We start from the raw sequence: 26,418 nt of genomic DNA, 5'->3' as shown, positions 1-26,418 counted from the left end.
TTCCTCACCTTTTGCGGGAGATTTTCGGACGCTTCCTCACTTTTCGGGGCAAGGGGCGCCCGCGGGAGGCGGCTGCTTCGCACTCCTTGCCGGCCGATAAGTCATCTGTCCTGCGCTGCAGCCGCCGGCAATTCCGCGGCCGCTGCCGTCACAGGATGTGCCGGAGCGGTCACAAAGGGCGCTGACACTGTGGAGGCGGATACCGCCGGAGCGGTCACAGCCGGTGAGGGTACCGCCGGTGACGCGGGTCCGGGGGCCAGCACCGGGGCGGCTGTCTGTCCTGCAGGCGCAACCAGCGGAATGGCCTGTGCCGGTGTCGCTTCTGCCGGACCCGAAGGCGCGGTGACGGCCGTTAGGGGTGTAGCTGGCTTGGCTTCCCTCGGGACTGCCACACACAGCACTCCGCCCTGCATCAGGAGCGGAAGCGGATCGAGGTGTAGGTCCTTGTCCTCGAGGCAGGCCCCTGCATGACGCACGTCAAAATGGCCGCGGCAGGTGGGACAGCTGAGGAGGCTGGCGCCGGCCTGGATGTCAGTGGCCCTGTGCAGGGTGGCGCCGGCCATGGAGCCAGTGCAGCGCGGGCAAAAGTCGCGGTACGCGTAAAGGTCCTGACCGGTGCGGCAGGCCAGTACCGGATAGCCGCCAATCAGGAAAGCGGCGACCTCGCCGGATTCGAGCCCGGCGATTTCCGGTATCGGTTCCCAGGTGCCGCCCGACATGTCCTGCCAGGGCGCTGCGGGTGTTGCGTCTGCAGGATTGTTTGCCCGCACAGGCAGTGCGTCCACGGGAATGAGGTCCGGTGACCCGGCCGTTTTTTCCACTACAGCTACGTCGACGGCGGTGACTTCCGGTGCCGCAGTTTTGATCGCCGCTTCCAGCTCGGACTTGAGCGGAGCGGACGACGGCGGACCCCCCGGTTGTGTACGGAACAGCTTAAGCCGCACCACGCCGTCCAGGCTGGTGCCCTCCAGCTCCACATCACGGCCGTTGGAACCAAGATAGGGCCGAAGCCGGTCCACCGCCGCGGCTACCCTTGCTTCCAGCGAGCGGGGATGCAACCCGTGGAACACGAGGAGGCCCGACACAAGGCTGTCAGCCGCCAGCGCCTCCACCGTGGCGTCGTCCAGCTTTCCTTGATCTTGCAGGATTTCCATGATCCGGCGCAGTCCGGATCCGTAGATGTCCGCCACTTGCCGGACCAGGTCCTCGGCGCTGCCGGGGGCCGCCACGCGGTCATTACCGCCGGTTTGAAGGAGGACGCCAATCCTGTCGTCATTCTGGTGCGGTCCGAGTTCGCCGGGCATGGCCTACACACCTGGCGGAATCTGGATGGGGGAGCGGGCCTCTTCTGCCTTGCGGGCAGTATCAGTAGGCATCATTGCCTCCTTCGGTAGCCCTTGCGGGGAGTGGTGTGCTTATGTCAGCGCTCCGGCCGAGGTGCCGGATTGGTCGTGCCCGGAGGGGATGCGGATGCCGGCCTCGTCGCCGCACCCGCACGGTGGACGCACTGTTCTATGGCACCTCCGTGGAGACCAGACTGGGTTCGCAACAGAATTCGAAGGTGTCCGGAAATTCACAGCTTTCAGGAGATTCATCGGACAGCGCGATACAGACGTCGAGTGCAGTGGCCGGCCGTTCGCCTGCGGGGTCCAGAACGGCGTGAGGAAGGCCCTGCGGGCCTGAGAATTCGTGCATGATCGCGCCCCTTTCCTGCCAAGATAGGCTTGCCCCGGACAAAACGCAACAACCACATTTTCCGCCGCAATCCTTGAGCGCGAACGGGCAGTTAAGGCCCTGTTCAGCCCGATTTGAGGGCCTTAACTGCCCGTTCGCGCTCGGCTTGTGGACTTGGCGTATGGTGGCGGGGCGGGCCCGGCGTGTGGGTGCGGGAGCGGTTGCGGGGTGCTGGACGTGGCTGCCGTTAGGGTGGGAGCATGCCGTCATTTCAGACCAGACTCAAGATCACCGGGCTGAAACCGGGCCACCCTCCCGAGGCCGTGATGGCAGCAGCCGTCGAAGCCCTGGGCACCCGCCACCACGTGGAGTCGAACCAGCTGGACATAGCCGGGGGCGTGCCGCAGCTGAACCTCCGCTTCCTGGTCGAGCCCACTGAATACAGCGGTGAGAACAACCAGGCGCTGGAGTCGGCCGCTTTGATGCGTGACGCCGTCGAACGCGTTGCCGTGACAGGCGCTCTGTTGGTGCTCCGCCGCAACCGCGGCAGGTGGGCCCCCGTCTGACCTCCGCCACTCTGCTTAGGGAGCGGTCTCCGCAGGTCCGTCGGGTTCGTCAACAGGGGACCGGCTGCCGCGCCGGCGTGTGGCGATCACACCGACGACGGCGCCGATCACCAGGCCAGCGGCCACCCCAATGAGCGAGCTGGCCCAGAACGGCAGCCCCGTGGCGGAGCCCGTGAAATAACCTAGCCCGACGAGCCAAGTGGCCCAAAGGACGGCACCCAGCCCGGCGCAAAGGTTGAAACCCCCGGTGGAGACGTCGGCGATGCCGGCAGCGGCGGACGTTGCGAGCCGGCCGCCGGGAATGAAGCGGGCGCCAATGATGGTGCCGTAGGTGGAAGAGCGGCCCGCTTTTGCGATGGCGTCATGGATGCCGTGGTGCAGTTTCCGCCCCCACCGCCAGCGGTCCAGGACGTGGCTGAGCCGGCGCTTGAACAGCTGGAACACCACAATGTCCCCGGCCCAGGACGCCGATGCTGCCAGGAGGCCGACCAGGGCCAGGTTGGCGCGGCCCTCGGCGGAGAGCGCCCCTCCCGTGATCAGCACCATCTCGGAGGGGACGGGCGGGAAGATGGCGTCGCCAAGCACAGCCGGAATGATCCAGAAATAGATCGCGGCCCCCCAGCTGTCCGCGTTGCCGAAGTCCATGCGCACAAAATACCGCACATGGCGCCGGCTGGGGACTCCCCAAGCCTTCGCCGGATCCGTTCGCGGTGCCACACTGGCTGCATGCGGATTGACATTGTCCAGGGTGACATCACCTCGCGGCCCGTTGATGCCATCGTCAATGCGGCGAATTCCTCCTTGTTGGGCGGTGCGGGAGTGGACGGCGCCATCCATAAGGCGGCGGGACCGGAACTCCTGAAGGCATGCCGTGGGCTCCGCTCGGGGGAGCTGCAGGACGGCCTGGTCGTCGGTGCGGCTGTTGCCACTCCCGGATTCCGGCTCCCGGCGAAGTGGGTGATCCACACCGTCGGGCCGAACCGCCATGCCGGCCAGACAAGCCCGGTGCTCCTGGCCTCCTGCTTCACCGTAAGCCTGCGGATCGCCGATGGCCTGGGGGCCCGCTCGCTCGCCTTTCCGGCAGTGGGCGCAGGCGCCTACGGCTGGGACGCCCGTCAGGTCGCGCAGGTGGCGATCGAGGCGGTCCGGGGGTACGGCGCCCGCCAAGCCGATGCAGGAACGCCGGGGGTGGAACTGGTGGAGTTCGTGCTGTTCAGCGAGGACGTTGCGCAGGTCTCCGCGACGTGCTGGACAGCTAGCGGGCTTCGCTCAGCTCCAGTCTGCTGCGGTATTCCACCGGTTTTCCCGTGATGGGATCAACGAAACGAATGCCCCGGGCAAGGAGCTGGAGGGGCTTGGTGTAGTCGTCCGGCGCTTTATCCAGCAGTTCCGGGTAGAAGGCATCGTGCAGGATGCCCAGCCCCAGCGACGCCATGTGGACCCTCAGCTGGTGGGTTTTGCCGGAGTGCGGTTCCAGCCGGTACAGGCCGCGGCGCGGGCCGGCAGCGGAACCGGCGGGACGGCCGCCGTCGGGAGTTCCGGCGTCGAACGTCCTCAGCAGGTCAATCCTGGTTTCAGCATTCGGCTCACCTTCAACGACCTCCGCAAGGAGGTAGCTGCGGGATTTGGTCATCCGGTTCCGCACCACCACGGGGAAGTCGACGGCGGGATGCCCGGTGGCGGGTTCCGCTGCGGCCACGCACTCGTATTCCTTCTGCACCTGCCGCTTCTCGAACAGGACCTGGTACTTGCCGCGGGTCTCGGGGTTGGTGGACAGGAGCAGGATGCCCGCGGTCATGCGGTCGAGCCGGTGCATGGGAATCAGGTCGGGAAGATCCAGCTGGTTCCGCAGCCGCACCAGCGCTGATTCCTGGATGTAGGTTCCGCCGGGCGTGGTGGGCAGGAAGTGCGGCTTGTCCACGACTAGGATGTGATCGTCCTGATGCAGGATGTTCAGCTCCACCGGCAGGCGCGTCTCCGGAGGCAGGGTGCGGTAGTACCAAATGAACGTGTGGTCCTCGAGCCTGGTGCGCCGGTCCAGCGGAACGCCGCCTTCACCAACGATCTCCCCGGCGTCGAACCGGTCCTCGATGCCTTGCGGATCAATGTGGCCCCAGCGGTGCATCATGTAATCCATCGCCGTGTCCCACGGCCCCTCCTCCGGCAGTCGCAGACGGGTCGCGTTCACGCCGTCGCGCACGGGGAGGGGGGATTGCATCACCGGTCCATTCTACTTTGCCGCGCCGCCCCGGCCGTTTCGACAGTTCCTGTCCCGCTAGACGCTGACACGCAGGGGCCGGGCATCGAGTACGCAGGGAACCATCGAAACGGCGGCCGCGCCGGGCGCCCGGTCAGGCGGTCGGGTCAGGCGATGGCGACGGCGGGGGAATCCTTAAGCTTCCGTCGCAGCTGCGGGGAGGAGTCCAGCCGGTCCTGGGCCGAGCGCAGGGCGAGAACAGCAGTTTCCAGCTTGTCCGGCGGCAAGGTGAAGGGCACGCGCAGGTAGTTCTCGAAGACACCGCCCGTGCCGAAGCGCGGTCCGGCGGCGAGTCGGATGCCGAAGTCGGGGGCGGTGACAGCCAGGGCGGTGCTGCTGGGGAAAGGCAGGCGGCACCAGACGGCCAGACCGCCGTCGGGCCGTTCCGGCTGCCACAGCGGCAGGTGCTCCTGGAGCAGGTCCAGCAGGACGTCCCGGCTTTTCCGCAGTGCCGCCCGCCGTGCAGGCAGTGGCTCTTCAAGGGACCGCACCAGATGGGCGGCCGCCAGCTGCTCCACGACCGGGCCGCCGAGATCCATGGTGGTCCTGGCCGCGGCAAAGGGCTGGATCAGGCTCTCGGAGGCGCGGATCCAGCCCGTCCGCAGCCCCGCCCAGTGCGACTTGCTCAGGGATCCGATGGACACCACCGCCGGACTGAACGATGCCAGCGGCGCTGCCTCCCGGCCGTCGAGGTTCAGTTCCCGGAGCGTTTCATCCGCCACCAGCACCGTACCCGAGGCCGCAGCAGCGCTGACCAGTCGGCGGCGATCGGTGTCCGTCATCAGCCGACCGGTGGGGTTGTGGAAGTCAGGCACCACGTAGGCCAGTTTGGGCCGTTGCTGCGCCAGGGCCGACTCCACCGCCTCCATGTCCCACCGTTTTTCAGGCGCCGGAGGCAGCGCGACCGGGACGATCCGGCAGCCCCTTGCCCGGATGGCGTCGAGGGCGTTCGGATACGTGGGGTGCTCCACGAGCACCTTGTCCTGCCTGCCGGCCAGGGCGCGCAGCACGATGTTCAGCGCGTGCTGCGCGCCGGAGGTCACCAGGATCTGGGCGGGCGAGGTGGCCACACCGACGGCGGTGTACCGGGCTGCGAGGGCGTCCCGGAGTGCCGGGACGCCCAGCGCGTCATAGCCGAACCCCGGCAGCAGCGCCGGGAGTTCGGTCAGGGCGGCGGCGAATGCGCGGTGCACCACTTCGCCACTGGCGGGAAGCGACGCATAGGCGAGGTCGATGACCCCGTCCGGAACGGCGAGTCCCGGGGCGCCCGACAGGCTGGCCGTTCCCAGCCCTCCGGCCTGACCGGAAGGGCGGGGAAGGCAAGTCCGGCCGCGGCTGCCCTGGCCGCTGCTGAGGAACCCCTGTTCGCGCAGGGCGGCATACGCGGCAGTCACCGTGGTGCGGCTGAGTCCCAGGGTGGCGGACAGTGTCCGCTCGCTCGGCAGCGCGGTATCCAGCGGGATGCGGCCGTCCAGGATGAGGAGGCGCACGACGTCGGACAGCTCCCGGTAGGCGGGTGCGGCACCGGAGTGCCACTGGCCGAGGAGACGGGCCAAGGCGGCAGGATTGAGGGATCCGGACATGAGGCCAGTATTTCAGACTGGCCATGGAAAACAAGGCCAGTTGGAGGAGAGGATAGAACAATGATGCCTCGCAGACTTCTTCAGCTTTTCACCGGTCTTGCCATGTACGGCGTGTCCCTGGCCATGTTCATCCGTGCCGGACTCGGCCTCGATCCCTGGGATGTGTTCCACCAGGGGCTGGCCGGCAGGACCGGGCTGAGCATCGGCACCGTGGTCATCATCGTCAGCTTCCTGGTGCTGCTGTTGTGGATTCCGCTGAAGCAGTGGCCCGGGTTCGGCACGCTGTGCAATGCGGTGCTGGTGGGCCTGTTTGCCGACGTCGGTTTGGCCCTGATCCCCGCGTTCTCACATTTGGGCGGCCAGATTGCGCTGCTGGCCGGCGCGGTGGTGCTTAACGGGATCGCGTCTGCTTGCTACATCGGTGCGGGCTTTGGCCCGGGGGCCCGTGACGGCCTCATGACCGGCCTGGCGCGGCGCACCGGCTGGTCCGTCCGCACATCCAGAACCCTCATCGAAGTGGTAGTGCTGGGGGCGGGCTGGCTGCTTGGCGGCTCCGTGGGAGTGGGCACTGTGGTGTACGCCCTGGCCATCGGACCCCTGGTGCAGCTTCTGTTGCCGTACTTCATGGTCCCGGCCGCAGACAAGGCTCCCGCCCGCGGCTCAGAGGACCAGGCTCAGGAGGAGCCGGTCCCGGCCCCCTGAGGACCCCGGCTCCCGGGGCGGGGATTACTCCCCGGCGCCTAGGAGCGGCTGGCATTTGGGGCAGAAGTAGATGTCTCTCTCCTCGGTGACGAGATCAGGATTGCCCCTGCCCGCCTTGCCCAACGTGTCGTGCCGGATGGGCGTGCGGCAGCGGAGGCAGGGCTGATGTTCGCGCCGGTACACCCAGTAGCCCGGCCTGCCTGCTGCCCTGCCCACCGGGATTCCCCGTGCATTGAGTAAGGTAGTGCGGCGTCCGGGGCCGAGGTTGGCCTCCAGGAGCTGTTTCGCGTCGGCGAACATGGCGGGCAGGTCGGTGGCTGCCGTTACCGGCGAGGCGGGGTGCAGTCCGGCGAGGAAGCACACTTCGCAGCGGTAGATGTTGCCGATGCCGGCGAGGTTGCGCTGGTCCAGCAGAGCCACGCCGATGGGCACATCCGGCGCAGCCGCGACCCGCCGCTCGGCCTCGGCCGGATCCCAGTCGGGCCCGAGCAGGTCGGGGCCGAGGTGCCCTACGGCTTTGTCCTCGTCCGAGGTTTTGATGACCTCGAGCTGCCCCAGGGAAAAGCCGACGGCGTCCGCCGCCGGCGTGCGGAGCACACACCGCGCGGTGAAACCAGGCTTCCGCCAGCGCCCGCCCGGCGCGTAAACCTGCCAGCTGCCCTCCATTTTGAGGTGGGAATGGATCGTCAGCCTTTCCCCCGCCTGACTGACCAGACGCATCAGCAGGTGCTTGCCGCGGGGGACCACCGCCTCAACCGTCCAGCCGCGAAGGTCCAGCGTGGCGAAGCGGGGTACACGGAAATCTGAAGCGGTAAGTGTCTGGCCGGCCAGGGCGCCGTGCAGCTGATGGGCGGCGCGCCAAATCGAGTCGCCCTCAGGCACGGATCCTCAGTCCCTTCGGGGTGGAATAGGCGCCTGCGGCCGTCAACGCCGTCGCCGCCGGAGTGTCGAGAATGGCGTGTCCATTGACCTTCTCCATGATGAGCTTGTCCACCGCGCCCCGTTTGACCACGTCTACCAGCGCCGAGGCCGCAGCGGCCAGCACTGGCTCGTCCTCCGCGAAGACGAGGAGCGTCTTGCCGCCGCGCTCTACGTACAGAGTCAATGCGCCGTCCACAAGCACCACCAGCGCGCCCGCCTTCCTGCCCGGACGGTGGCCGCTGCCTGCCTCTTCGCCTAGCGTTGGCCAGGACAGTGCTGCCCCGTACGGATTGGCTGGGTCCGTCGCGGCGAGGGCCAGTGCAACCGGTTCCGGCTTGGCGAGCTGCGTGTCCTCCGAATAGGTGCGCAGCCGGTCCACCGTCGCAGGGACTGCGAACTGGGCGGCGCCGAGGTGCTCGATGAAGTAGCCGCGCCGGCAGCGCCCGGCTTCCTCCAGCCTGGCGAGCACTTTGTACATGAGTCCAAAGCCGCCGAGGATGTTCTCGGCCATGACGGAGCCGCGGGTGACAATCCCGTACCTGTCCAGCAGCAGTTCCGCCAACGCACGGGCATGGATCGTGGGGTCGAGCTCAGGTGAGGGGAGGGCAGACCACCGTCCGGCGGCCAGCGGTGGCGTGGGGGCGGCCCCGCTTGCGGATCCATAGCGCCCGCCGGCAAGGCCCGGGGACCCGAGCAGTCCGGTCCCGTGCGACCTACCCAGCCGGCTCATCCGCGGGGCGCGCGAGCGCGGCGCGCGGGCCACCTGGCGGTGGGCAGTGTGTCCGCCGGCGATGAGGGCACGGACCGGGGCGAACGTGTCCCCGGTAATCCGGCCCGCCCACACCAGGTCCCATAGCGCGGACATTACATCCTGGTCGCTGAGCACGGCATCCATGCCGCCGGCGATGTCGGTCAGCTGCCGGAAAAAGTAGCCCCCGCCGCCGGACTGCAGATGCTCCAGCAGTCGCCGCTGCGCATCCCCGGGCTCGAAGTCGATGGAGGGGCTCAGCGTCAGCTCCGCTGATTCGGCGAGATGGAGACTGATCCAGCCGTCATTGCCGGGGAGGGAGCCGGCACCGGACCATAGGACTTCGCCTGCCGCCATGAGCTCGTCGAGCATGGCGGGCTGGTAGTTGGACACGCGGCTGGCCAGGATCAGTGGCTCCCAGGCCGACGCCGGAACGGGGACGCCGGACAGCTGGTCGACAGCGGTAACGATGCCGTCCAAGCCGCGCAGCGCCGGCTGACCGCGCCGGTTGCCCTGGCTGCGGACATTCTGCCAGGCCGGCAGGAACCGCCCGTACGCCGCGGTATCCACGGGTTCCACTTCGGCGCGCAGCGCGGCCAGTGAACGACGGCGGAGCTTGCGGAGCACTTCAGCGTCGCACCATTCGCTGCCGGCAACGAAGGTGGCGGCCGCAGCGGAAGCCGAAATGGCAGGGGACGGTCCCGCAGCAGATGCAGCCTCCGCGCCGGTTTGGGCGCCGGGCTCAAGCTCCAGAGCATCAGGGCTATGCCCTTCCGTCCCGCGGCCCTGCCCTTCCGCGGCGGCCTGCCCTTCCGGTGCGGCAGCCTCTCCGGGTTCCGCGGCTGGTTCCACGTGCGGACGGAACTCGCCCTCCACGACCCGCCCGTCAGCGGCGAGGCGTTTCAGCGCAGTGCTGACCACCGCGACGCCGAGCCCCAGCCTCGCCGCCGCCTCCGCAGCGGTGAAAGGACCATGGGTGCGGGCGTAGCGTGAGACAAGGTCGCCCAAGGGGTCTGCCACCGGTTCGATGAAGGCCAGAGGCACGCCCATGGGAAGGGGAACCCCAATGGCGTCCCGCAGGCGTGCGGCATCTTCCACGGCCGCATACCGCTCGACGCCGCCGATGCTCACCTTGATGGCGCGGTTGGCCCGCTGGAGGGCGGCAAGGTGTGCGCCGGCGTCGGCCATTGTGGTCTGGGACGGGAGGGTGTCTGCGGGAAGCTTGGTTTCGGCAGGCTCGACCAGCGGGGCGGCGTCGGCGGGCCCTGCCAACGGCGTGGTTTCAGCAGGCTCAGCCAGCGGGGTGTCGGCAGGCTCAAGCCTGGCCGCGACCTCATCTGGCGAGAGCGGGCCCAGCAGCCGCAGCAGGTCCGCCACACCCTCCACTCCGCGGACCCTGCGGTCGGGAGCAAGGCGCTGCAGCTCGCGCTCCGTCGACTCGATGACCCTGGCGTCCAGCAGTTCACGCAGCTCCACACGGCCGAGCAGTTCGTTGAGCAGCGTGGAATCAAGGGCCAGGGCGGCGGCCCGGCGTTCGGCGAGCGGGGAGTCGCCTTCGTACAGGAACTGTGCCACGTACCCGAAGAGGAGCGACTTCGCGAAGGGGGACGGCTGCTGTGTGGTGGTCTCCACGATCCGCAGCTCACGGCGTTCCACGGAGGACGCAATATCCTTCAGCGCCGGCAGGTCGTAGACGTCCTGCAGGCACTCACGCACCGTTTCCAGCACGATGGGGAACGTTGGGTACTTGCGCGCGACGTCGAGCAGCTGGGCGGAGCGCTGGCGCTGTTGCCACAGCGGCTGCCGCTTGCCCGGGGTCTGCCGGGGGAGCAGCAGAGCACGGGCCGCGCATTCACGGAAGCGCGAGGCGAACAGAGCGCTGCCGCCGACTTCGGCGGTGACAATCTGCTCCAGCTCCTCGGGATCGAACAGGAACAGCTCAGCGCCGGGCGGATCGTCCTCCATCATGGGAACGCGGAGCACGATGCCGTCGTCGGCTGCCATGGCGGAGCCGTCCAGGCCGTAGCGCTGGTGCAGGCGCTGTCCCACGGCCAGTGCCCACGGGGCATGGACGGGCATGCCGAACGGACTGTGCAGGATCACCCGCCAGTCGCCCAGTTCGTCGTGGAAGCGCTCCACGACGAGCGTCGTATCGCTGGGCACGACTTCCGTGGCCAGCTTCTGCTCGCCCAGGTACTGGAGCAGGTTGTTGGCGGCAAAGCCGTCCAGGCCGCTGGCCTTGCAGCGTTCGGTGGCAGGGCCGACGTCGGACGCTGACAGTTCCCGGATGAACGCGCCGAGGGCCCGGCCGAGGTCCACGGGCCTGCCGAGCGAGTCCCCCTTCCAGAACGGCAATTTGCCGGGCTGGCCGAAAGCGGGCGAAACAAGGACGCGGTCGTGGGTGATGTCCTCAATTTTCCAGCTCGTGGCACCGAGGGCGAAGATGTCGCCGACCCGGGATTCATAGACCATTTCCTCGTCCAGTTCACCCACTCGGCGGCCGCCCTTCGCGGGAGCACCCCCGCCGGCGCCCTTGCCGTCGGCGGCACCGCCGGCCGGTGAGGCGGATCCTTCCGCTTCAGTCCCGATGATGTAGACGCCGAAGAGCCCCCTGTCCGGGATGGTCCCTCCGGACGTGACGGCAAGACGCTGCGCGCCGGGCCGCCCCTCGATGGTTCCTGCGTTCCGGTCCCAGACGATGCGGGGTCGGAGCTCGGCGAATTCATCGGACGGGTAGCGGCCTGCCAGCAGGTCCAGGGTGGCCTCGAATGCGGAGCGCGGGAGCGAGGCGAAGGGCGCCGAGCGCCGCACGGTGGCGAACCATTCCTCCACATCGATGCTGCCCAGAGCGGTGGCGGCCACAGTCTGCTGGGCCAGGATGTCCAGCGGGTTGGCCGGAATGCTCAACCTCTCGATTTTGCCGTCCAGCATCCGCTCCACGGTGATGGCGGTGTGGACGAGATCGGCGCGGTGCTTTGGAAACAGGTAGCCCTGGGAAATCTCGCCCACCTGGTGTCCGGCGCGTCCCACGCGCTGCAGTCCGCTGGCCACGGACGGCGGTGACTCGACCTGCACCACAAGGTCCACGGCGCCCATGTCGATGCCAAGCTCCAGGGATGAGGTGGCCACCACACAGCGGAGCCGTCCGGATTTCAGGTCGTCTTCGATCAGGGCCCTTTGGTCCTTGGAGACGGAGCCGTGATGTGCCCGGGCGAGCAGTGCTTCGGCACCGGAGGTGCTCCCGGCCTGCGCCATCATGTGCGCGGGGGTGGCAGTGGAGGCCGCTGGGGAACCGGGAAGGACCGGCGCCGCATCCTCCCAGCCGCCTCCGACCGCGAGCAGCTGCCGGTCGGCATGGATCTCGTTCAGCCTTGCGGTGAGCCGTTCAGCGAGCCGCCGCGAGTTGGCGAACACGATGGTGGACTGGTTGGCCAGCACCAGGTCGACGATCTTCTCCTCCACGTGCGGCCAGATGGAGGCCTGCGGCTGCAGCCCGGAGGCCGGACCCGAATCGAAGGCTCCTGCCGCGCCCTGCAGATCCGACATGTCCTCGACCGGAACCGAAACGGTGAGGTCCCAGTTCTTGCGGGAGGGCGGAGCCACGATCTCCACGGGAGCGGAGCCGGCCAGGAACTGGGCCACCAGTTCCTTCGGCTCCACGGTGGCGGACAGTCCGATCCGCTGCGCAGCCTTGGGCAGCAGCGCATCAAGCCGTTCAAGGGAGACGGCGAGGTGGGCGCCGCGCTTGGTGCCGGCCACGGCGTGCACCTCGTCCACGATGACGGTGTCCACCTCGCTGAGCGATTCCCGTGCCCGCGACGTCAGCATCAGGAACAGTGATTCCGGGGTGGTGATGAGAATGTCCGGCGGATTGCTCAGCAGGGCGCGGCGGTCGGAGGCCGGCGTGTCCCCGGACCTGACGCCCACAGTGATCAGCGGGGCGGGCATGTCCAGGCGCTTGGCGGTTTGGGTAATGCCGATGAGCGGCGAGCGCAGGTTACGTTCGACGTCGACGCCAAGCGCCTTTAGCGGGGAAATGTACAGTACGCGTGTTTTCCGCTTCGGCGTTTTCGCCTTGCGGCTGTTGGCAGATGGCCGTTTCTCGCCGGTCTGCGCCGCTCCGTCCGCTGCTTCGAGTCCGGGGAGTGCTGCCGGCATTGCCGCCTCGGAAACCAGCAGCCGGTCCAGGGCCCACAGGAAGGCGGCAAGCGTTTTTCCCGAACCGGTGGGCGCGACCACCAGGGCGTGCGAGCCCGAGGAAATGGCGTTCCAGGCACCTTGCTGGGCGGGGGTCGGCTCGGAGAAGGCACCGAGGAACCACTCCCGTGTGGGCCGGCTGAACTGGCCCATGGAGTCCACCGAAGATGTGCCGCCGGTTGTGCCGGCGGGCCCCTGCGACTGCATGCCTCCATCATGCCCTAAGGCACCGACAGTATCGCCGTTGCCCGTGGGCCGAACGGATGGGCCTGCTATGCAGGGTCCTTCTGCCCCGGTTCCCCGGCCGTTGAAAGGTTGCGCGTGGCCGGCCCTTCAAGCAAGGTCCCGTCGCTGTTGAACCGGGAACCGTGCAGGGGGCAGTCCCAGGATTTCTCGTTGTCGTTCCAGTGCACGATCCCGCCGAGGTGGGTGCAGACAGCGGATAAGGAACAGGTCTTCCCGTTCACGGTGGAAGTCGCCACCGGCTTGCGGCCACGTACCGCCACGACGCCCGTTCCTTCGGCGGGCACGGCGGCGTTGTCCTGGGGCAGTTTCTTCAGCGCAGCCTGCGACCAGTCCTTCGCGAGCGTGGCGGCCACGCCGGCATTGAGGGAAAAGGCGGACGCAGCACCCGGAGGGGATGTCACCCTGCGGTGGATCGTGTTGGCCCATTCCAGGTGGCCGCCGAGGATGTCGGCGGCGATACCGAGGGCGGCCGCAACAGCATTCGTCATTCCCCATTTGTTGTAGCCGGTGCCTAGGAAAATCCGGCCGCGGCCGCGGGGAAGCTTCCCGAAGAAGGGCATGAGGTTGATTGACTGGTAGTCCTGCGCAGACCAGGTGTGTGTGACGGTAGCGCCCGGGAAGTGGGATTCTGCCCAGGCCAGCATCTCATCCAGATGTGCCTGTTCCGATTCTGCCCTTCCGACAGGATGGCCGTTGCTGCCCACAAGCAGCAGACGGCGTCCGTCGAGGGGGTAGTCGCGCAGCGACCGGGTGGGGTGTTCCACGGAGAGGTACATGCCGTCCGGTGGGGCCGTGGCGCCGGCAAGTTCCAGGGCAGCTGCGTAGGAACGGTTGGGCTTGAGCTTGGCAAAATACATGCCCCGGTTCAGGATCGGCGTCCCGGTGGCCAGCACCACGCTATTGGCGCGGACGTTTCCTTGGTCCGTTTCCACCACGGCCGGACCGGTGCCGCTGACATCCCGGACGCGGACGCCGGTGACGATGGTGCCACTGTGGGAACGCACATCGTTGGCCAGGGCAAGCACGGCGTCCATGGGGTTGATCTGTGCCTGTCCGCGGAGGCGCACTGCCCCGTGGACGGGGAACGGCAGCCCGGCGTCGCGGACATAATCCACCTCGACGCCGGCGGCGAGCGCCGCGGCCAGCTCCTTGCGGAGCGTCTCGGCGCCTTTCGGGGTGGTGGCGTAGGTGTAGGCGTCACGCTCCTGGTACGGGAGATTGCTGGACTCCAGATAGCGCAGCAGCCAGGCCTGCCCCTCGCGGTTGGCTGTGACGTACGCTTCGACAACTTTGGCGGAGTATTGGCTCCTCAACGCTGACAGGGCCGTTCCCTGCAGCAAGGTGACTTTGGCGGTGGTGTTGCCCGTGGTTACGGCGCCAAGGTACCTGGCCTCGAGAACCAGGACGTTCTGGCCGGAGCGTGCCAGGAGCAGCGCCGTCACCAGCCCGGTGAGGCCGGCGCCGATAACCACCGTGTCATACGCCTCATCCGCGCGAAACTCATCTCCGCTGAAAGTATCGGTGCGGTCCAACCAGAGCGACGTCATGCCAATCAACCTGCCTTCAACCGTAGCCAAATTGCGGAGCAATCATGCGCCGGACCGTCCTGTTAGGGAGGGCCCGACGTAACCGTCAGTGTACTTATGGAACTGGGGCTGAGGAACAGGTCACGGCCGGACCTGCCAGCCCGCATCACGGTGGCGCGGGGCAGGCCTGCCGCAGGGAAGGAAGACTGCGGGGGAGCGCGGGAATCTTATTGCGCCTGGAACGGCCCGATTGTCAGCAGCTCAATGGAGGCGTTGCTGCAGGCGTCCGAGGGCCGGGCCACGAAAAGCGATGCAGTCTCCTCAGGCGGGTAGATCCGGAACCCGGCCGCCGACACCAGGGCGCAGTCAGTGTAGTTGCGTGCCTGGGTGTAGCGCAGCACGGCGGTTCCGGACTGCCCCGGCGCCAGCAGGACGTCGACAGCCGGCGCCGAGGTGTCCCGCCGTGCCGGCGCACCCAGAGGCTCCCCGCCGGGGCTGCTGGTCAGTGAGACGCCGGCGAAGCCCTTGAGATGGCAGGCGGCACTGCCGCTGTTGGTCAGGACCAGCTGCATATAGACACTGCCTGCCGCGCCGCCGCCGGTGGCGTCGGTGCTGGCCTTCAGAGCCGAAGCCCTGCAAAGGCTGACGGCGGCGCCGGTTGCCTTCGGCGTTGACGGGACGGTGCCTCTGGGCGCTGAGGACGGCGCTTCCGCCGGCGCGGGAGGAGCCGAAGCGGTTTCAGGGGAAGAGGCCGACGGCGGGACGGAAGTTGCCGGGTCCGCAGGACTCACGCTCGGGCTGCTGTTGCCCGGCGCAGTGCTCGTTGCGGGTTGCGGACCGGCTTGCTCCGTGGGACCGCAGGCTGTCAGTAGGAGCACCGCCGCGGCGGCCGCCGCGCTGGCCGTCAATCGGATGGGGATGCGCTGAAGCCTCATGGTCCTAACCTTCCGGCCTGCGCCGCCGTAGTCAACGACGGCGCGGCCGGGATGAGAAATTAGTGCCTTGATTGTGATGCACACTCCCGTCCGGGGTAGCGTTTAAATGATGCAACGATAAACCATTGCCCTCGGCAAATTGCCTCTCCAAACGGGCACTTATTCCGTTGATAAGGGCATTTCCCTATGTCAGAATGAACGTGGTCTCGCTTGTCCCAGAATTCACTAAGTTAAAAAATTAGGATAGGGAATAGCTCTCCGTCTGGCCGCGTCCGATCCATCACCGGCGCGGCCGGTACCGTCCCCGGAACTGGGGGCGCGCAGGGTCTGAGGGAGGCAGCTCGGCACTCACCGGCAGCAACGCCGCTGCCGGTGAACCTTGAATAGGCGCATCAGAAATCGGTACAAGGCGATGTAGCCCCTACCGATAACGATGGGGGCTGAGGATATGACCGGTTGGCTCGTCCGCTGGAGTCTTAAGTTTCGTTTGATCGTTTTGGCCGTTGCGGCCGGTATTTTAGGGCTCGGACTAACGAGCCTGCCGTCCATGCCTATGGACAACCTTCCTGAATTTTCTCCACCGCATGTGGAAATTCAAACCGAGGCGCTGGGTCTGTCTGCTGTTGAAGTGGAACAGCTCATCACGTCTCCCATGGAGGCGGACCTGCTGAACGGGGTCGCCTGGCTCGATGAAATCCGTTCCGTGTCCGTTCCCGGCCTGTCGTCCATTGAGATGGTCTTCGAACCGGGTACGGATGTTTTGCGTGCAAGGCAGCTGGTGGCTGAGCGCCTGACTCAGGCTCACGCACTGCCCAACGTGTCGGCTCCACCGGTGCTGATGCAGCCGCTGTCTTCGACGAGCCGCGTGATGATGGTCGAGATGACCTCCGAGGAGGTCTCGCCAATCGACATGTCGGTGCTCGCACGCTGGGACATCAAGCCCGCACTCATGGGCGTTCCAGGAGTAGCCAACGTCTCAATCTTCGGCCAGCGCGAGCAGCAGCTGCAGGTCCAGGTCGACCCCGCGAAGCTCCGGGCCCAGGATGTGACCCTGAACCAGGTGGTGGAGACGGCCGGCAATGCTGTGTGGGTTTCCCCGCTCACCTTCCTCGAGGCGTCCACCCCGGGTACCGGCGGGTTCCTGGAGTCAGCGAACCAGCGGATCGGTATCCAGCACGTTCTTCCCATCCGTACACCGGAGGATCTTGGCAAGGTCAGCATTGAGGGCAGCACCAACGAGTCCCTGAAGCTGTCCGATGTAACGACGCTGGTCGAGGACCACCAGCCGCTGATCGGTGACGCAGTGACCGGAAAATCTCCGGGCCTGCTCCTGGTAATCGAGAAATTCCCGGACACCAGTGTGGCCGAGGTAACCGCAGGCGTTGAAGAGGTTCTGAACGGCCTGCGCCCCGGCCTGACAGGGATCACCGTCGATTCAACCGTCTTCCGTCCGGCGTCGTTCCTGGAATCCGCTGCAAGCGGGCTTGGTGTAGCGCTGCTCGTCAGTCTGCTCGTCGTGACGGCGGCCATCGGGCTTGCCTTCCGGTCCTGGCGGTACGCACTGCTGGCGCTTGTGGCCATTTCCGTGGCCGCGATGGGCGCAGCCCTGGTCCTGCAGTTCCAGGGAGCAGTGCTGAACACAATGGCATTCGCCGGCCTCACTTTGGCGCTCATCGTTGTGGTGGGCGACATCATCCTGGACCTGCACAGCTTCCGAAAGGATGCGGCGACTGAAGGGCTGTCCCGGGAGGCTCTGCTTGCCCACGGCCTGCAGCGCTCACGTGTCCCCGTCCTGTTCGCAGGCCTGGTGGCACTGCTGGCACTCGCTCCGGCGTTGTTCGTGCCGGGCGTTGACGGGGCATTCCTGAAGCCGCTGGTGCTGAGCTATCTGCTCGCCACCGCGGTGGCAATGCTTGTTGCACTGACGGTCACGCCGGCACTGGGAAGCCTGCTGTTGCGCGGCCGCCAGCGGCCGCAGACGAAGCCGTCCTTCTTCCACAAGCTGGGAGAGCGCTACCGCAAGTCAACGGGATCGTTCACCAAGGGCGTGGCCGTTCTGGTCGCATCCGTCGCAGCTGTGCTGGCGATCGTCGCCGTGGCACTGGTGCCGGGGCTGACGAGGGAACTGCCGATCGTTAGCGCCGTTCCTGACCGCACTCTCCTCGTTGAGTTGGAAGCCTCAAGCGGAACGGGGACGGACGTGATGAACCGGCTGATGACCAAAGCCGGGGAAGAGCTGACGCAAATCGATGGAGTAGCACGGGTGGGCGGCCACGTAGGACGCGCCATCACCTCGGATCTTTCCGCGGATGTGAACTCCGGCGAACTCTGGATCACACTGGACGCCGGCGCGAACATTGAGAACGTCCGGGCCGGTGCCCAGTCGATCGTGCAGGGCTACCCGGGACTGACGGCCAAGGTCACCACCTATCCGGAGCAGCAGGTTGCCAAGGCCAGCGCTATCGACGACCAGCAGTTCAGGGTGCGCGTTTATGGCATTGAACTGCCAATCCTGCAGGAGAAGGCCAACGAAATCCGCGACATCCTGTCCCGGACGGACGGTGTGGTGAACCCCACGGTGGAGGCCACGCCTTCCCAGCCTGTTGCCGAGATTGAGGTGGACCTCGCCAAAGCCCAACAGCAAGGCGTGAAGCCCGGTGACGTGCGGCGCGCCGCCGCCACGGTGCTCCAGGGTATCGAGGTGGGCTACCTGTTCGAGCAGCAGAAGGTGTTCCAGGTCGTCGTCAAGGGCACACCTGAGACGCGGCACAGCCTGACCAATGTTAGGAACCTGCTGATTGACAAGCCGGACGGCGGGCAGCTTCGGCTCAGTGACGTTGCCGACGTCAGGCTCACCCCCAACCAGGCAGTGATCTCCCACGATGACACGTCCAGGAGGATTGACGTAGTGGCCGACATCCAGGGCAGGAGCCTTGGCGACGTGACCGCGGACATCCAAAATGCGATCAGGGGGATGCAGTTCCCGGTTGAATATCACGCCGAGATCCCCAAGAGGTTCGGGGAGCAGCAGGCAGCCGGTGACCTGATGGTGTGGCTGGCAGCGGCCGCGGCGGTGGGCATCCTGGTGCTGCTGCTGACGGTCTTGGGCAGTTGGCGTTTGGCAGGCCTGGTATTCGTGCTGTTGCCTGTGGCGTTGCTGGGCGGTGTGATTGCTGCCTGGCTGAGCGGGGGCTTTGGTTCCCTGTACGTGCTGGTAGCCCTGGCAGCGGTGCTCGCCGTCGCAGTCCGCGACGCGGTCATGCTCATGGGTACCTATCAGTCCATTCAGCTACAGCATCCGACGGCGTCCCCGGCCGAGCAGATGAAGCGTGCGGTATCGGAGCGGCTGCAGCCGACTGTGCTGACGGCCATCATCACGGCCCTTGCGCTGGTGCCGCTGGTGCTGCTGGGCGGGCCCGTCGCCATGGCCATGCTGCTTCCGATGGCGCTCATCCTGTGGGGCGGCCTGATCACGTCGGCCCTGCTGACCCTGTATATCCTGCCGATTCTCTTCCTGCGTTTTGGTCCGGCCACCAACACGGACTGGGGGAGCTCATTGGTTATTAACAACGGACCGGTTCTGCAAGAGAGGTCGGAATTGTCATGACAAGCAAGAGTGATTTTGGGGGCTGGCGTTCTGTTCTCGTGCTGGCCTGTGCGGCATCGATGGGTCTTGCCGGCTGTGCAGCGGTGAAATCCGAGTCTGCCCCTGCCGGGGAGGCCCCCGCCTCCCTGGAGAAAGTGGGCTCGGATTTGAACAGGCTGACGTTGACAGAGAAGGCCGTCGAAAGGCTGGGACTGACCACGGAGAAGGTCACCACGGGCAAAGGCGGCCTGGAAGTCCCGTACGCCGCATTGGTTTACGATGGCACCGGTAAGACGTGGGTGTATACCGCTCCTGAGCCTCGGACGTACATCCGGGCCGCGGTTACGGTGGACCAGATCACCGGCGACAAGGTCCAGCTCCGGTCTGGTCCGGCGGCAGGAACCGAGGTAGTCACCCTGGGTGCTGCGGAGCTGTTCGGCGCCGAGTTCGGCACGAAGGGCCATTGACATGCGCCGGATTGTCGGGTTCAGCCTGAAATTCCGCGCCTTGGTGGTGGCCATCGCAGTGGCAATGATGGCGTTCGGCGGCGTCCAGCTCAGTACGGCCTCCGTAGACGTCTTTCCCGAATTTGCGCCGCCGAAGGTAGAGATCCAGACTATCGCCATTGGTCTGACCGCTGCCGAGGTGGAGCAGCTGGTGTCCGTTCCGCTCGAAGACGCCCTCAACGGCGTTGAGGGACTGAACGAGATCCGCTCCAAGTCCGTGGAACAGCTGTCCTCGATCGTGCTCCTTTTCGCCCCGGGGGCGGACCTGTTGAAGGCCCGCCAGCTGGTCTCGGAGCGCATTGCCACCGTCACGCCGTCGCTGCCCACCTGGGCGTCGCCGCCAATGATGCTGCAGCCGCTGTCCTCCACCAGCCGGGTCATGAAAATCGGCCTGACGTCGGAATCACGATCCCTGATCGAAATGTCGATGATCTCCTATTGGAAGATCCGGCAGCACCTGCTGCGGGTCCCGGGGGTTGCCAACATCGCCATTTGGGGCGAACGACTGCAGATGCTGCAGGTGCAGGCTGTTCCGGAGAAGCTGAAGGCCCACGATGTCAGCATCAACCAGGTCATGGATGTCACCGCCAATGCCTTGGACGCGGGCCTGCTGCAATACACACCGGGGGCCCTCATCGGTACCGGCGGCCACGTGGAGACGCCCAACCAGCGGCTCAGCATCCAGCACGTACTGCCGATCGCCACGCCCCAGGACCTCGCGGAGGTCGTCATCGAGGAACGGAACGGAAAGCCGCTCCGCCTGGGTGATGTAGCCATTGTGAAGGAAGACCATCAGCCCCTCATTGGCGACGCCGTCATCAACCAGGGTCCGGGGCTGATGCTCATCGTTGAGAAACTTCCATGGGGCAACACCCTGGAAGTCACCAAGGGTGTGGAGGAAGCTCTAAAGCAGATGGAGCCGGGACTCAGCGGCATCACGATCGATACGGAGATTTTCCGCCCGGCGACCTTCATCGAAGAGTCCATCGATAACCTCAGCCGCGCGCTGCTGCTGGGCTGCCTCTTTGTGGTGCTGGTGCTGGGAGCGTTCCTCTTCCAGTGGCGGACCGCGCTGATCAGCCTGATAGCCATTCCGCTGTCGCTGGTGACGGCGGCGTCCGTCCTCTATCTAACGGGCACTGCCGTAAACACCATGGTCCTGGCCGGGTTGGTGATTGCCGTCGGGGTGGTGGTGGATGATGCGATCATCGACATTGAGAACATCATCCGAAGACTCCGGCAGCACCGGGCGCAGGGCGGAACACGTTCCACCGCTTCGGTGGTGCTGGAGGCCTCCCTGGAGGTCCGCGGCCCGATCGTCTACGCCACGCTGATCATCATCGCCGCGGCTGTGCCGATCTTCTTCCTGCAGGGACTCACGGGCGCTTTCTTCAGGCCACTCGCCATTTCCTACACCATTGCGGTGCTGGCATCGATGGTTGTGGCCTTGACGGTGACCCCTGCCCTTGCGCTGATCTTCATGCGTAAAGTTCCGCTGAAGGAACAGGAACCGCCACTGGTCCGGGTGCTTAAACGTGGTTATCTGCGGATCCTGCGCAAGATTATCCGGCGCCCCGCAGCGGGGTATGCCACCTTCGGCGCGATGGCGGCCGTCGGTGCCTTCACCGCTCCGCTGTTGGGGCAGTCACTGCTGCCGGACTTCAAGGAACGCGACTTCCTGATGCACTGGCTGACCCAGCCGGGCACGTCGGTCCAAGAGGAGTATCGGATCAGTCAGAGGGCCTGTACAGAGCTCATGACCATTCCGGGGGTACGGAACTGCGGCGCCCATATCGGGCAGGCATTCAACGCCGACGAAGTGGTGGGAGTCTATTTCGGTGAGAACTGGATCAGCATCGACCCGGCTGTGGACTACGACGAAACTTTGGCCAAGGTCCATGAAGTAGTGGAGGGTTATCCGGGCATCGTGCGTGACGTCCAAACATACCTGAAGGAGAGAATCCGCGAGGTGCTGACGGGCGCCAGCACCGCCGTCGTCGTCCGTCTCTACGGGGACGACTTGGCGCTGCTGCGTTCAAAGGCCGCCGAAATCCAGTCGATCTTTGACGGGACCGAGGGGGCCATCGACGTCCACACGGAGCTGCAAAAGGACATCCCGCAGCTCAACATCGAAGTCGACCTGGAGAAGGCCCAGCAATACGGGCTGAAGCCCGGCGACGTGCGGCGGCAAGCGGCAACGCTGGTCGCCGGTGAGGAAGCCGGTGACGTCTTCCGGGGCGGCAAGGCGTACGACGTCCAGGTCTGGAGCCCGGTGGAAGTCCGCTCCGACGTCACCAGCATCAGGAACCTCCCCATTGATACCCCCAGCGGAGAGAAAATCCTGTTGTCCGAGGTCGCCAGTGTCGAGGTGAAACCAACGCCCAATGTCATCGAACGCGATGCCCACTCCAGGCGGATCGACATCGAGGCAAACGTGACAGAAGGATCCCTGGCCACGGTGGTTGCGGCCATGGAGGAAGGACTCAAGACCGTGGAGCTGCCTCCGGGCTTCCGTACGGAAGTCCTCGGCGAATTCAAGGAACGCCAAGAGGCAACCACCACCCTGCTGACCCTCGCCACCGTGGCGCTGGCCGTGATCTACCTGCTGCTGCAGGTGGCCTTCTCGAGCTGGCGGCTGGCCACGCTGGTCATCCTCACCCTGCCAATCGCCCTCGTCGGCGGCGTGTTCGCCGCCTGGCTGGGGGGTGGTGTCCTGTCACTGGGCTCGATTGTGGGCTTCCTGACAGTTATGGGCATTGCGGCAAGGAACGGCATTCTGCTCATCAACCACTGCCAGCACCTGGAGAAATATGAGGGCATGAAGTTCGGGCCCGAGCTGGTGCTCCGCGGGGCGGGCGAGCGGCTTTCACCGATCCTGATGACCACCCTTGCCACGGGGCTGGCCCTCGTTCCGCTGGTGGTCCTGGGTGAAATTCCGGGCCATGAGATCGAGCATCCCATGGCTATGGTGATTCTTGGCGGGCTGGTGACGTCCACGCTGCTTAATCTCTTCGTGGTGCCGTCGCTCTACCTGAGGTTCGCCAAGTCCCGGAAGCAGCGGGAGGAGGCGCCGCCCCGGGAACCGGAGCTCGCCACTGCCTGACCAACTCCAGACAGTAACTAGGCAATCCGCCGCCCACGCCCCGCCAGCCGCGGGAACGTGGGCGGCGGTGGCGTGGGGACGCCCTGCGGGTCGGAGCCGGTGTGCCGCCGCCGGAGTTCCAGGGCGAGGCTTTCCTGGCCCCGTTCCATCGCCCACCGGTGGTTGGCGGAGAAGACGGGTTTCAGGAGCCAGCCCAGGCGCCGGAGCAGGGGCTTGGCTGCACTGACCTGCCAGTCGTAGGTAATGGCGGTTTCCGGCCCGTCCTGCTCGAAAGTCCAGTGGCCTGTGCCGTTGAGATCCCCGGTGGCCCGGATGCTGAAGCCGCTGCTGGTGAGGGGCGAGGTAACTGTCAGTGTCCACCCCAGCGTGTAGGGCAGCCAGCCTTTGGTGTGCAGTCTGGCCATTCCTCCGACGCCGTCGTCCCGCCCCTGATGGATGGGCTCCACGGAAAGGTAGACGGACGGCCACCATTCCGGAAGCCTGGAGGCGTCCCCGAGGACGGCTACGACCTCCTCGGGAGTACCGGCCACCCGCCACACAGTCCGGAACTCGTAGTCGGTGCTGCTGCTCACGGGTGCCTCCTGAGGTTGCCGGTCCGGCTCTATTCAAGCGCGGTCAGCCCGCTCGCTCAATGGTGCCTTGAGTGTGCGTCTGGGCATGCTGCCCGCAGCTGCCCTCAAGGTCTGCGGACGCCTGTACTGGCCTGACTCGCCGCCATAGACTGCTGAAGTACGTGGCTCTTTAGACCTAGGAGTAGTCATGAATTACGCAGGAACCGGCAACGAGAAAGCTGTAGCGGCCACCGACCTCAACAGGACGCATGTCGGATTGACGGTCAGCTTCCAGCCCGACGACGCCACCCTGGTGTTCGGCCGGATCGGCGCCATCTTCCGCAAGGACACCGGAGTGACCATCGCCCTGGAGGGAGTGGACAGCACCGCAGGGCTACAGACCAGCTACACCTTGTCCCCGACGCAGCTCGTATATCTGCAGCCGGACATGCTGACGAACACCGAAACCACCATCAAGGACCTGTTCGGCAAGGTGCAGGAGAATCTGCGCGGACACAAGGGGGATCACCGGCCGGACGCGATGTAGCGCCGGGGCAAGACGTCCGCAAGACGTCCGCATGACGCCGCTTCTAGGCCGCTTTTGCGCAAGTGGACGAAAACTCCTTCGGACGCGACTCGTGGCGTAGGGTGCGACCATTAATGGATGGCCAAGCCCTTTACCCTGACCCAGCTGCGGTATTTCGCGGTGGTAGCGGAACTCCAGAACATGACCGCGGCTGCCGAGCGGTTGCTGGTGACTCAGTCCACACTCTCCACAGCGATTGCCCAGCTTGAAGCCAGCCTGTCCACGCAGCTGTTCGTGCGGCTCCAGACCCGTGGCCTGCGTCTCACATCCTCTGGCCGGCAGCTGGCCCAGGAAATCAAGGTGCTGCTGGAGCAGGCTGATTCGCTCTACGAATCAGCCCGCGGCCTGGCGGCCAACCTGGTGGGTGAGCTCAAAGTAGGCGTGTTTGCTCCGCTGGCACCCTTCAGGCTTCCAGCGATCCTGCAGACGTTCGAGGTGCAGCACCCGGGCGTGGCGGTTTCCTTCCTGGAAGCAGACCTGGCCAGCCTGCAAACCGCCCTGCTCGAAGGGCAGTGCGACGTCGCCCTTACATACGGCCTCGGGCTGGGCCGCGGTTTCACCTACAAAGTGCTGGAGCGCATCCCGCCGCACGTGCTGGTGCATGCTGAGCATCCGGCGGCAGCCCGCCCGGACCGGACCATCGCACTGAAGGATCTCGACGGCGAACCCGCCGTCGTGCTGGACCTGCCGCACAGCCGGGAGTACTACGAGCAGCTCTACGCCCTGGCTGGCCTGGTGCCGAACGTCCGTCACCGGTTCGCTGGGTATGAAACTGTCCGCTCGTTTGTGGCAAAGGGGCACGGTTACGCGATGCTGAACCAGCGGCTCCACAGTGACATGACCTATTCCGGCGCCAGCGTGGTGGCGTTGACACTGACGGATAATTTCCCGCCGATCGACGTCATGTTGGTCCGCCCCGAGGGTGTGCAGCCCACGCGCCGGGCCCTCGCCTTCGAGGAAACGTGCCTCCGCCTCTACGGGGCGTCCCGCAACTGACCGGGACGTCCCAAGCTGTATCAGGAAACACGACCAGGCATTGACAATATCGATCGATTCTTCAAAAACAATCAATTGGACAGATGTGAACCGGATCACAGAGAGTTGATGCTACGCGGCGGGATCTGGGGATCCCCGGCGGCCCAAAGCCCGCAACTCCGGCCTATGCCGGAACCCCGAAGCGAGCAGACCATGTTGATCAAAGGAGATTCAATGGTTCCGAATCACGCGCAATGTGTCGGACGTATGTCCGAACCAGTGGATCGCAGCAACAGCGCGGCAACGCGCACCAAAAATTCTTCAAACGCCCGTAACACGGCACCGGAAACCGGAAACACCGCGAACCTAGCGTGGCTCTCATGACCATCAATGACATCAAGAACCAGCCAGAGCCGGGCCTCAATGCTTCCTCCAGGAACTCCGCCGACGCCGGAACCGCGACCCGCTCCGGAGGCGTTGGCACCAGCAAAATGCAGAAGCGGGTCCTCGCCGGCGGCAGCATCGGCCAGTTCATCGAGTTCTACGACTTCACCCTCTACGGCCTCACGGCGGTGGTCTTCTCGCAGCTCTTCTTCCCTGGCAGCAACCCGGTCGCGGCCATGCTCGCTACGTTCGCAACCTTCGGTGTCGCGTTTGTTGTCCGGCCCATCGGCGGCCTGTTCTTCGGCGCTCTCGGCGACAGGATCGGCCGGCGCCGTGTCCTGACCATTACGCTGATTGCGATAGGCGGCGCAACCGCCCTGATGGGAATCCTGCCCACTTACAGCCAAATCGGTGCCTGGGCGCCGGCCCTGCTAGTGCTCTGCCGCCTCATCCAGGGCTTTTCGGCTGGCGGTGAATCTGTGGGCGCGCCATCCTTCGTTTTCGAGCATGCCCCGGTCAACCGCCGCGGTTTCTGGCTCAACATCACCATCGCAGCTACCGCCCTGCCCTCCGTCGTTGCCGGGACCATGATCCTCGTCCTCAGCCAGTCGATGCCCAACGAAGCCTTCATGGCGTGGGGATGGCGCCTGCCGTTCCTGCTCGCGTTGCCGCTGGCACTCTTCGGAGTCTGGATCCGAAGCCGCACCGTTGAAAGCGATGCGTTCAACGAAGCCAAGGCTGCACGAACCAAAGAGTTCAGTCCCGTCCGCGAGGCCTTCCGGGAGAACCGCCTCCGCATGGTGCAGGTCATCTTCGTCATGGGCCTCACCGCGATGGGTTTCTACTTCCTCTCGGCCTACTTCGTCTCCTACGTGCAGACCACGGGCCACCTCAGCCGCGAACAGTCGCTCATGGTGAACGCCGCAGCACTGGCCCTCTACGCCATCCTCCTTCCGATAGGCGGACGCCTCGGGGACCGCTTCGGTCGTAAGCCGATGCTCATTGCCGGCTCCCTCGCCCTCGCCGTGCTGTCCGTGCCGAGCTTCATGCTGGTCACCAGCGGAAGCCTGCCACTGGCACTGCTGGGACAGTCCCTCTTCGTGGTGGCGCTCTGCATCTACGGCGGCGGCTGCTACACCTTCTTCGTCGAGATATTCACCACCCGCACCCGCTTCACGTCAGCGGCCATCAGCTACAACGGCGCCTACGCCCTCTTCGGCGGCACCGCACCGTTCATCGGCACCGCCCTCGTGGGAGGAACCGGTGTGCCGCACGCGCCGGGCTTTTACATGGCGGCGGCTGCCGCCGTCGTACTTCTCCTGGTGCTGTTCACCAAGGTGCCCGAGACCCGCGGACGCATGGGCTAAGCCCG

19 protein-coding genes are annotated in these 26,418 nt (G+C 66.0%); 10 read left to right on the top strand and 9 right to left on the bottom strand.

What is annotated here, in order from left to right; all coding sequences use genetic code 11:
- Positions 1-101 precede the first annotated feature (101 nt).
- Positions 102-1,304, bottom strand: coding sequence for a hypothetical protein (locus ACIP9X_RS00500; protein ID WP_400477760.1), 1,203 nt, complete (start codon positions 1,302-1,304; stop codon positions 102-104).
- Positions 1,305-1,934: 630 nt separating this feature from the next.
- Here ACIP9X_RS00500 and ACIP9X_RS00495 point away from each other — a divergent pair.
- Entirely contained in the window at positions 1,935-2,240 is a 306-nt protein-coding gene (locus ACIP9X_RS00495; protein WP_400477759.1) for a hypothetical protein, read from the top strand.
- Between the two features lie 15 nt (positions 2,241-2,255).
- Here ACIP9X_RS00495 and ACIP9X_RS00490 read toward each other — a convergent pair whose 3' ends face one another.
- Positions 2,256-2,885 (bottom strand): DedA family protein, encoded by a 630-nt coding sequence (locus tag ACIP9X_RS00490; RefSeq protein ID WP_400477758.1) that lies wholly within the window; start codon positions 2,883-2,885, stop codon positions 2,256-2,258.
- 81 nt (positions 2,886-2,966) lie between these two features.
- Here ACIP9X_RS00490 and ACIP9X_RS00485 point away from each other — a divergent pair, with 81 nt between their 5' ends.
- Positions 2,967-3,551 carry an O-acetyl-ADP-ribose deacetylase gene (locus ACIP9X_RS00485; RefSeq protein WP_400477757.1) on the top strand — a complete coding sequence of 195 codons (585 nt, stop codon included), beginning with the start codon at positions 2,967-2,969 and terminating at the stop codon, positions 3,549-3,551.
- Here the strand turns inward: ACIP9X_RS00485 and ACIP9X_RS00480 are convergent.
- Together ACIP9X_RS00480 and ACIP9X_RS00475 are read right to left on the bottom strand one after the other, a co-directional pair.
- Positions 3,496-4,458, bottom strand: coding sequence for an RluA family pseudouridine synthase (locus tag ACIP9X_RS00480; protein WP_400478511.1), 963 nt, complete (start codon positions 4,456-4,458; stop codon positions 3,496-3,498). The genes ACIP9X_RS00485 and ACIP9X_RS00480 overlap by 56 nt on opposite strands.
- A gap of 146 nt (positions 4,459-4,604) precedes the next feature.
- Positions 4,605-6,080: a PLP-dependent aminotransferase family protein gene (locus ACIP9X_RS00475; protein WP_400477756.1), complete on the bottom strand. Its 1,476-nt coding sequence runs from the start codon at positions 6,078-6,080 to the stop codon at positions 4,605-4,607.
- A gap of 60 nt (positions 6,081-6,140) precedes the next feature.
- On the opposite strand from ACIP9X_RS00475, the gene ACIP9X_RS00470 reads away from it, so the two are divergent.
- Entirely contained in the window at positions 6,141-6,782 is a 642-nt protein-coding gene (locus ACIP9X_RS00470; RefSeq protein ID WP_400477755.1) for a YitT family protein, read from the top strand.
- 24 nt (positions 6,783-6,806) lie between these two features.
- Here ACIP9X_RS00470 and ACIP9X_RS00465 read toward each other — a convergent pair whose 3' ends face one another.
- The 4 genes from ACIP9X_RS00465 to ACIP9X_RS00450 all read right to left on the bottom strand — a co-directional run bounded on the left by ACIP9X_RS00465 (position 6,807) and on the right by ACIP9X_RS00450 (position 15,043).
- Positions 6,807-7,664: a DNA-formamidopyrimidine glycosylase family protein gene (locus tag ACIP9X_RS00465; protein ID WP_400477754.1), complete on the bottom strand. Its 858-nt coding sequence runs from the start codon at positions 7,662-7,664 to the stop codon at positions 6,807-6,809.
- Positions 7,657-12,855, bottom strand: a complete 5,199-nt coding sequence (locus ACIP9X_RS00460) for a DNA glycosylase AlkZ-like family protein (protein ID WP_400477753.1) — start codon at positions 12,853-12,855, stop codon at positions 7,657-7,659. Before ACIP9X_RS00460 ends, ACIP9X_RS00465 begins: the two co-directional genes overlap by 8 nt.
- Positions 12,856-12,920: 65 nt before the next feature.
- Positions 12,921-14,441 (bottom strand): FAD-dependent oxidoreductase, encoded by a 1,521-nt coding sequence (locus tag ACIP9X_RS00455; protein WP_400477752.1) that lies wholly within the window; start codon positions 14,439-14,441, stop codon positions 12,921-12,923.
- 206 nt (positions 14,442-14,647) lie between these two features.
- Positions 14,648-15,043, bottom strand: a complete 396-nt coding sequence (locus ACIP9X_RS00450) for a DUF4232 domain-containing protein (RefSeq protein WP_400478510.1) — start codon at positions 15,041-15,043, stop codon at positions 14,648-14,650.
- Here ACIP9X_RS00450 and ACIP9X_RS00445 point away from each other — a divergent pair.
- The 4 genes from ACIP9X_RS00445 (at position 15,030) to ACIP9X_RS00430 (ending at position 22,550) form a co-directional block, all read left to right on the top strand.
- Positions 15,030-15,347, top strand: coding sequence for a hypothetical protein (locus ACIP9X_RS00445; protein WP_400478541.1), 318 nt, complete (start codon positions 15,030-15,032; stop codon positions 15,345-15,347). The genes ACIP9X_RS00450 and ACIP9X_RS00445 overlap by 14 nt on opposite strands.
- A gap of 441 nt (positions 15,348-15,788) precedes the next feature.
- A complete protein-coding gene (locus tag ACIP9X_RS00440; RefSeq protein WP_400477751.1) occupies positions 15,789-18,962 on the top strand; it encodes an efflux RND transporter permease subunit in 3,174 nt (1,057 codons plus the stop codon).
- Positions 18,959-19,408 carry a hypothetical protein gene (locus ACIP9X_RS00435; protein WP_400477750.1) on the top strand — a complete coding sequence of 150 codons (450 nt, stop codon included), beginning with the start codon at positions 18,959-18,961 and terminating at the stop codon, positions 19,406-19,408. Before ACIP9X_RS00440 ends, ACIP9X_RS00435 begins: the two co-directional genes overlap by 4 nt.
- A 1-nt stretch (position 19,409) precedes the next feature.
- A complete protein-coding gene (locus tag ACIP9X_RS00430) occupies positions 19,410-22,550 on the top strand; it encodes an efflux RND transporter permease subunit (protein ID WP_400477749.1) in 3,141 nt (1,046 codons plus the stop codon).
- Between the two features lie 17 nt (positions 22,551-22,567).
- Here the strand turns inward: ACIP9X_RS00430 and ACIP9X_RS00425 are convergent, their stop codons facing one another.
- Positions 22,568-23,122 (bottom strand): SRPBCC family protein, encoded by a 555-nt coding sequence (locus ACIP9X_RS00425; RefSeq protein WP_400477748.1) that lies wholly within the window; start codon positions 23,120-23,122, stop codon positions 22,568-22,570.
- Positions 23,123-23,309: 187 nt separating this feature from the next.
- On the opposite strand from ACIP9X_RS00425, the gene ACIP9X_RS00420 reads away from it, so the two are divergent.
- The 3 genes from ACIP9X_RS00420 to ACIP9X_RS00410 all read left to right on the top strand — a co-directional run bounded on the left by ACIP9X_RS00420 (position 23,310) and on the right by ACIP9X_RS00410 (position 26,413).
- On the top strand, positions 23,310-23,648 hold the full coding sequence (locus tag ACIP9X_RS00420; protein WP_400477747.1) for a hypothetical protein: 339 nt from the start codon (positions 23,310-23,312) through the stop codon (positions 23,646-23,648).
- Between the two features lie 117 nt (positions 23,649-23,765).
- Positions 23,766-24,683 carry a LysR family transcriptional regulator gene (locus tag ACIP9X_RS00415; RefSeq protein WP_400477746.1) on the top strand — a complete coding sequence of 306 codons (918 nt, stop codon included), beginning with the start codon at positions 23,766-23,768 and terminating at the stop codon, positions 24,681-24,683.
- Positions 24,684-25,042: 359 nt separating this feature from the next.
- A complete protein-coding gene (locus tag ACIP9X_RS00410; RefSeq protein WP_400477745.1) occupies positions 25,043-26,413 on the top strand; it encodes an MFS transporter in 1,371 nt (456 codons plus the stop codon).
- Positions 26,414-26,418 lie beyond the last annotated feature (5 nt).

This window comes from Arthrobacter sp. NPDC093125 (assembly GCF_044754225.1).
Classification (GTDB): Bacteria; Actinomycetota; Actinomycetes; order Actinomycetales; family Micrococcaceae; genus Arthrobacter.
Note: the sequence above shows the minus strand (reverse complement) of the source record. Positions and strands in the feature narration are given on the sequence as shown.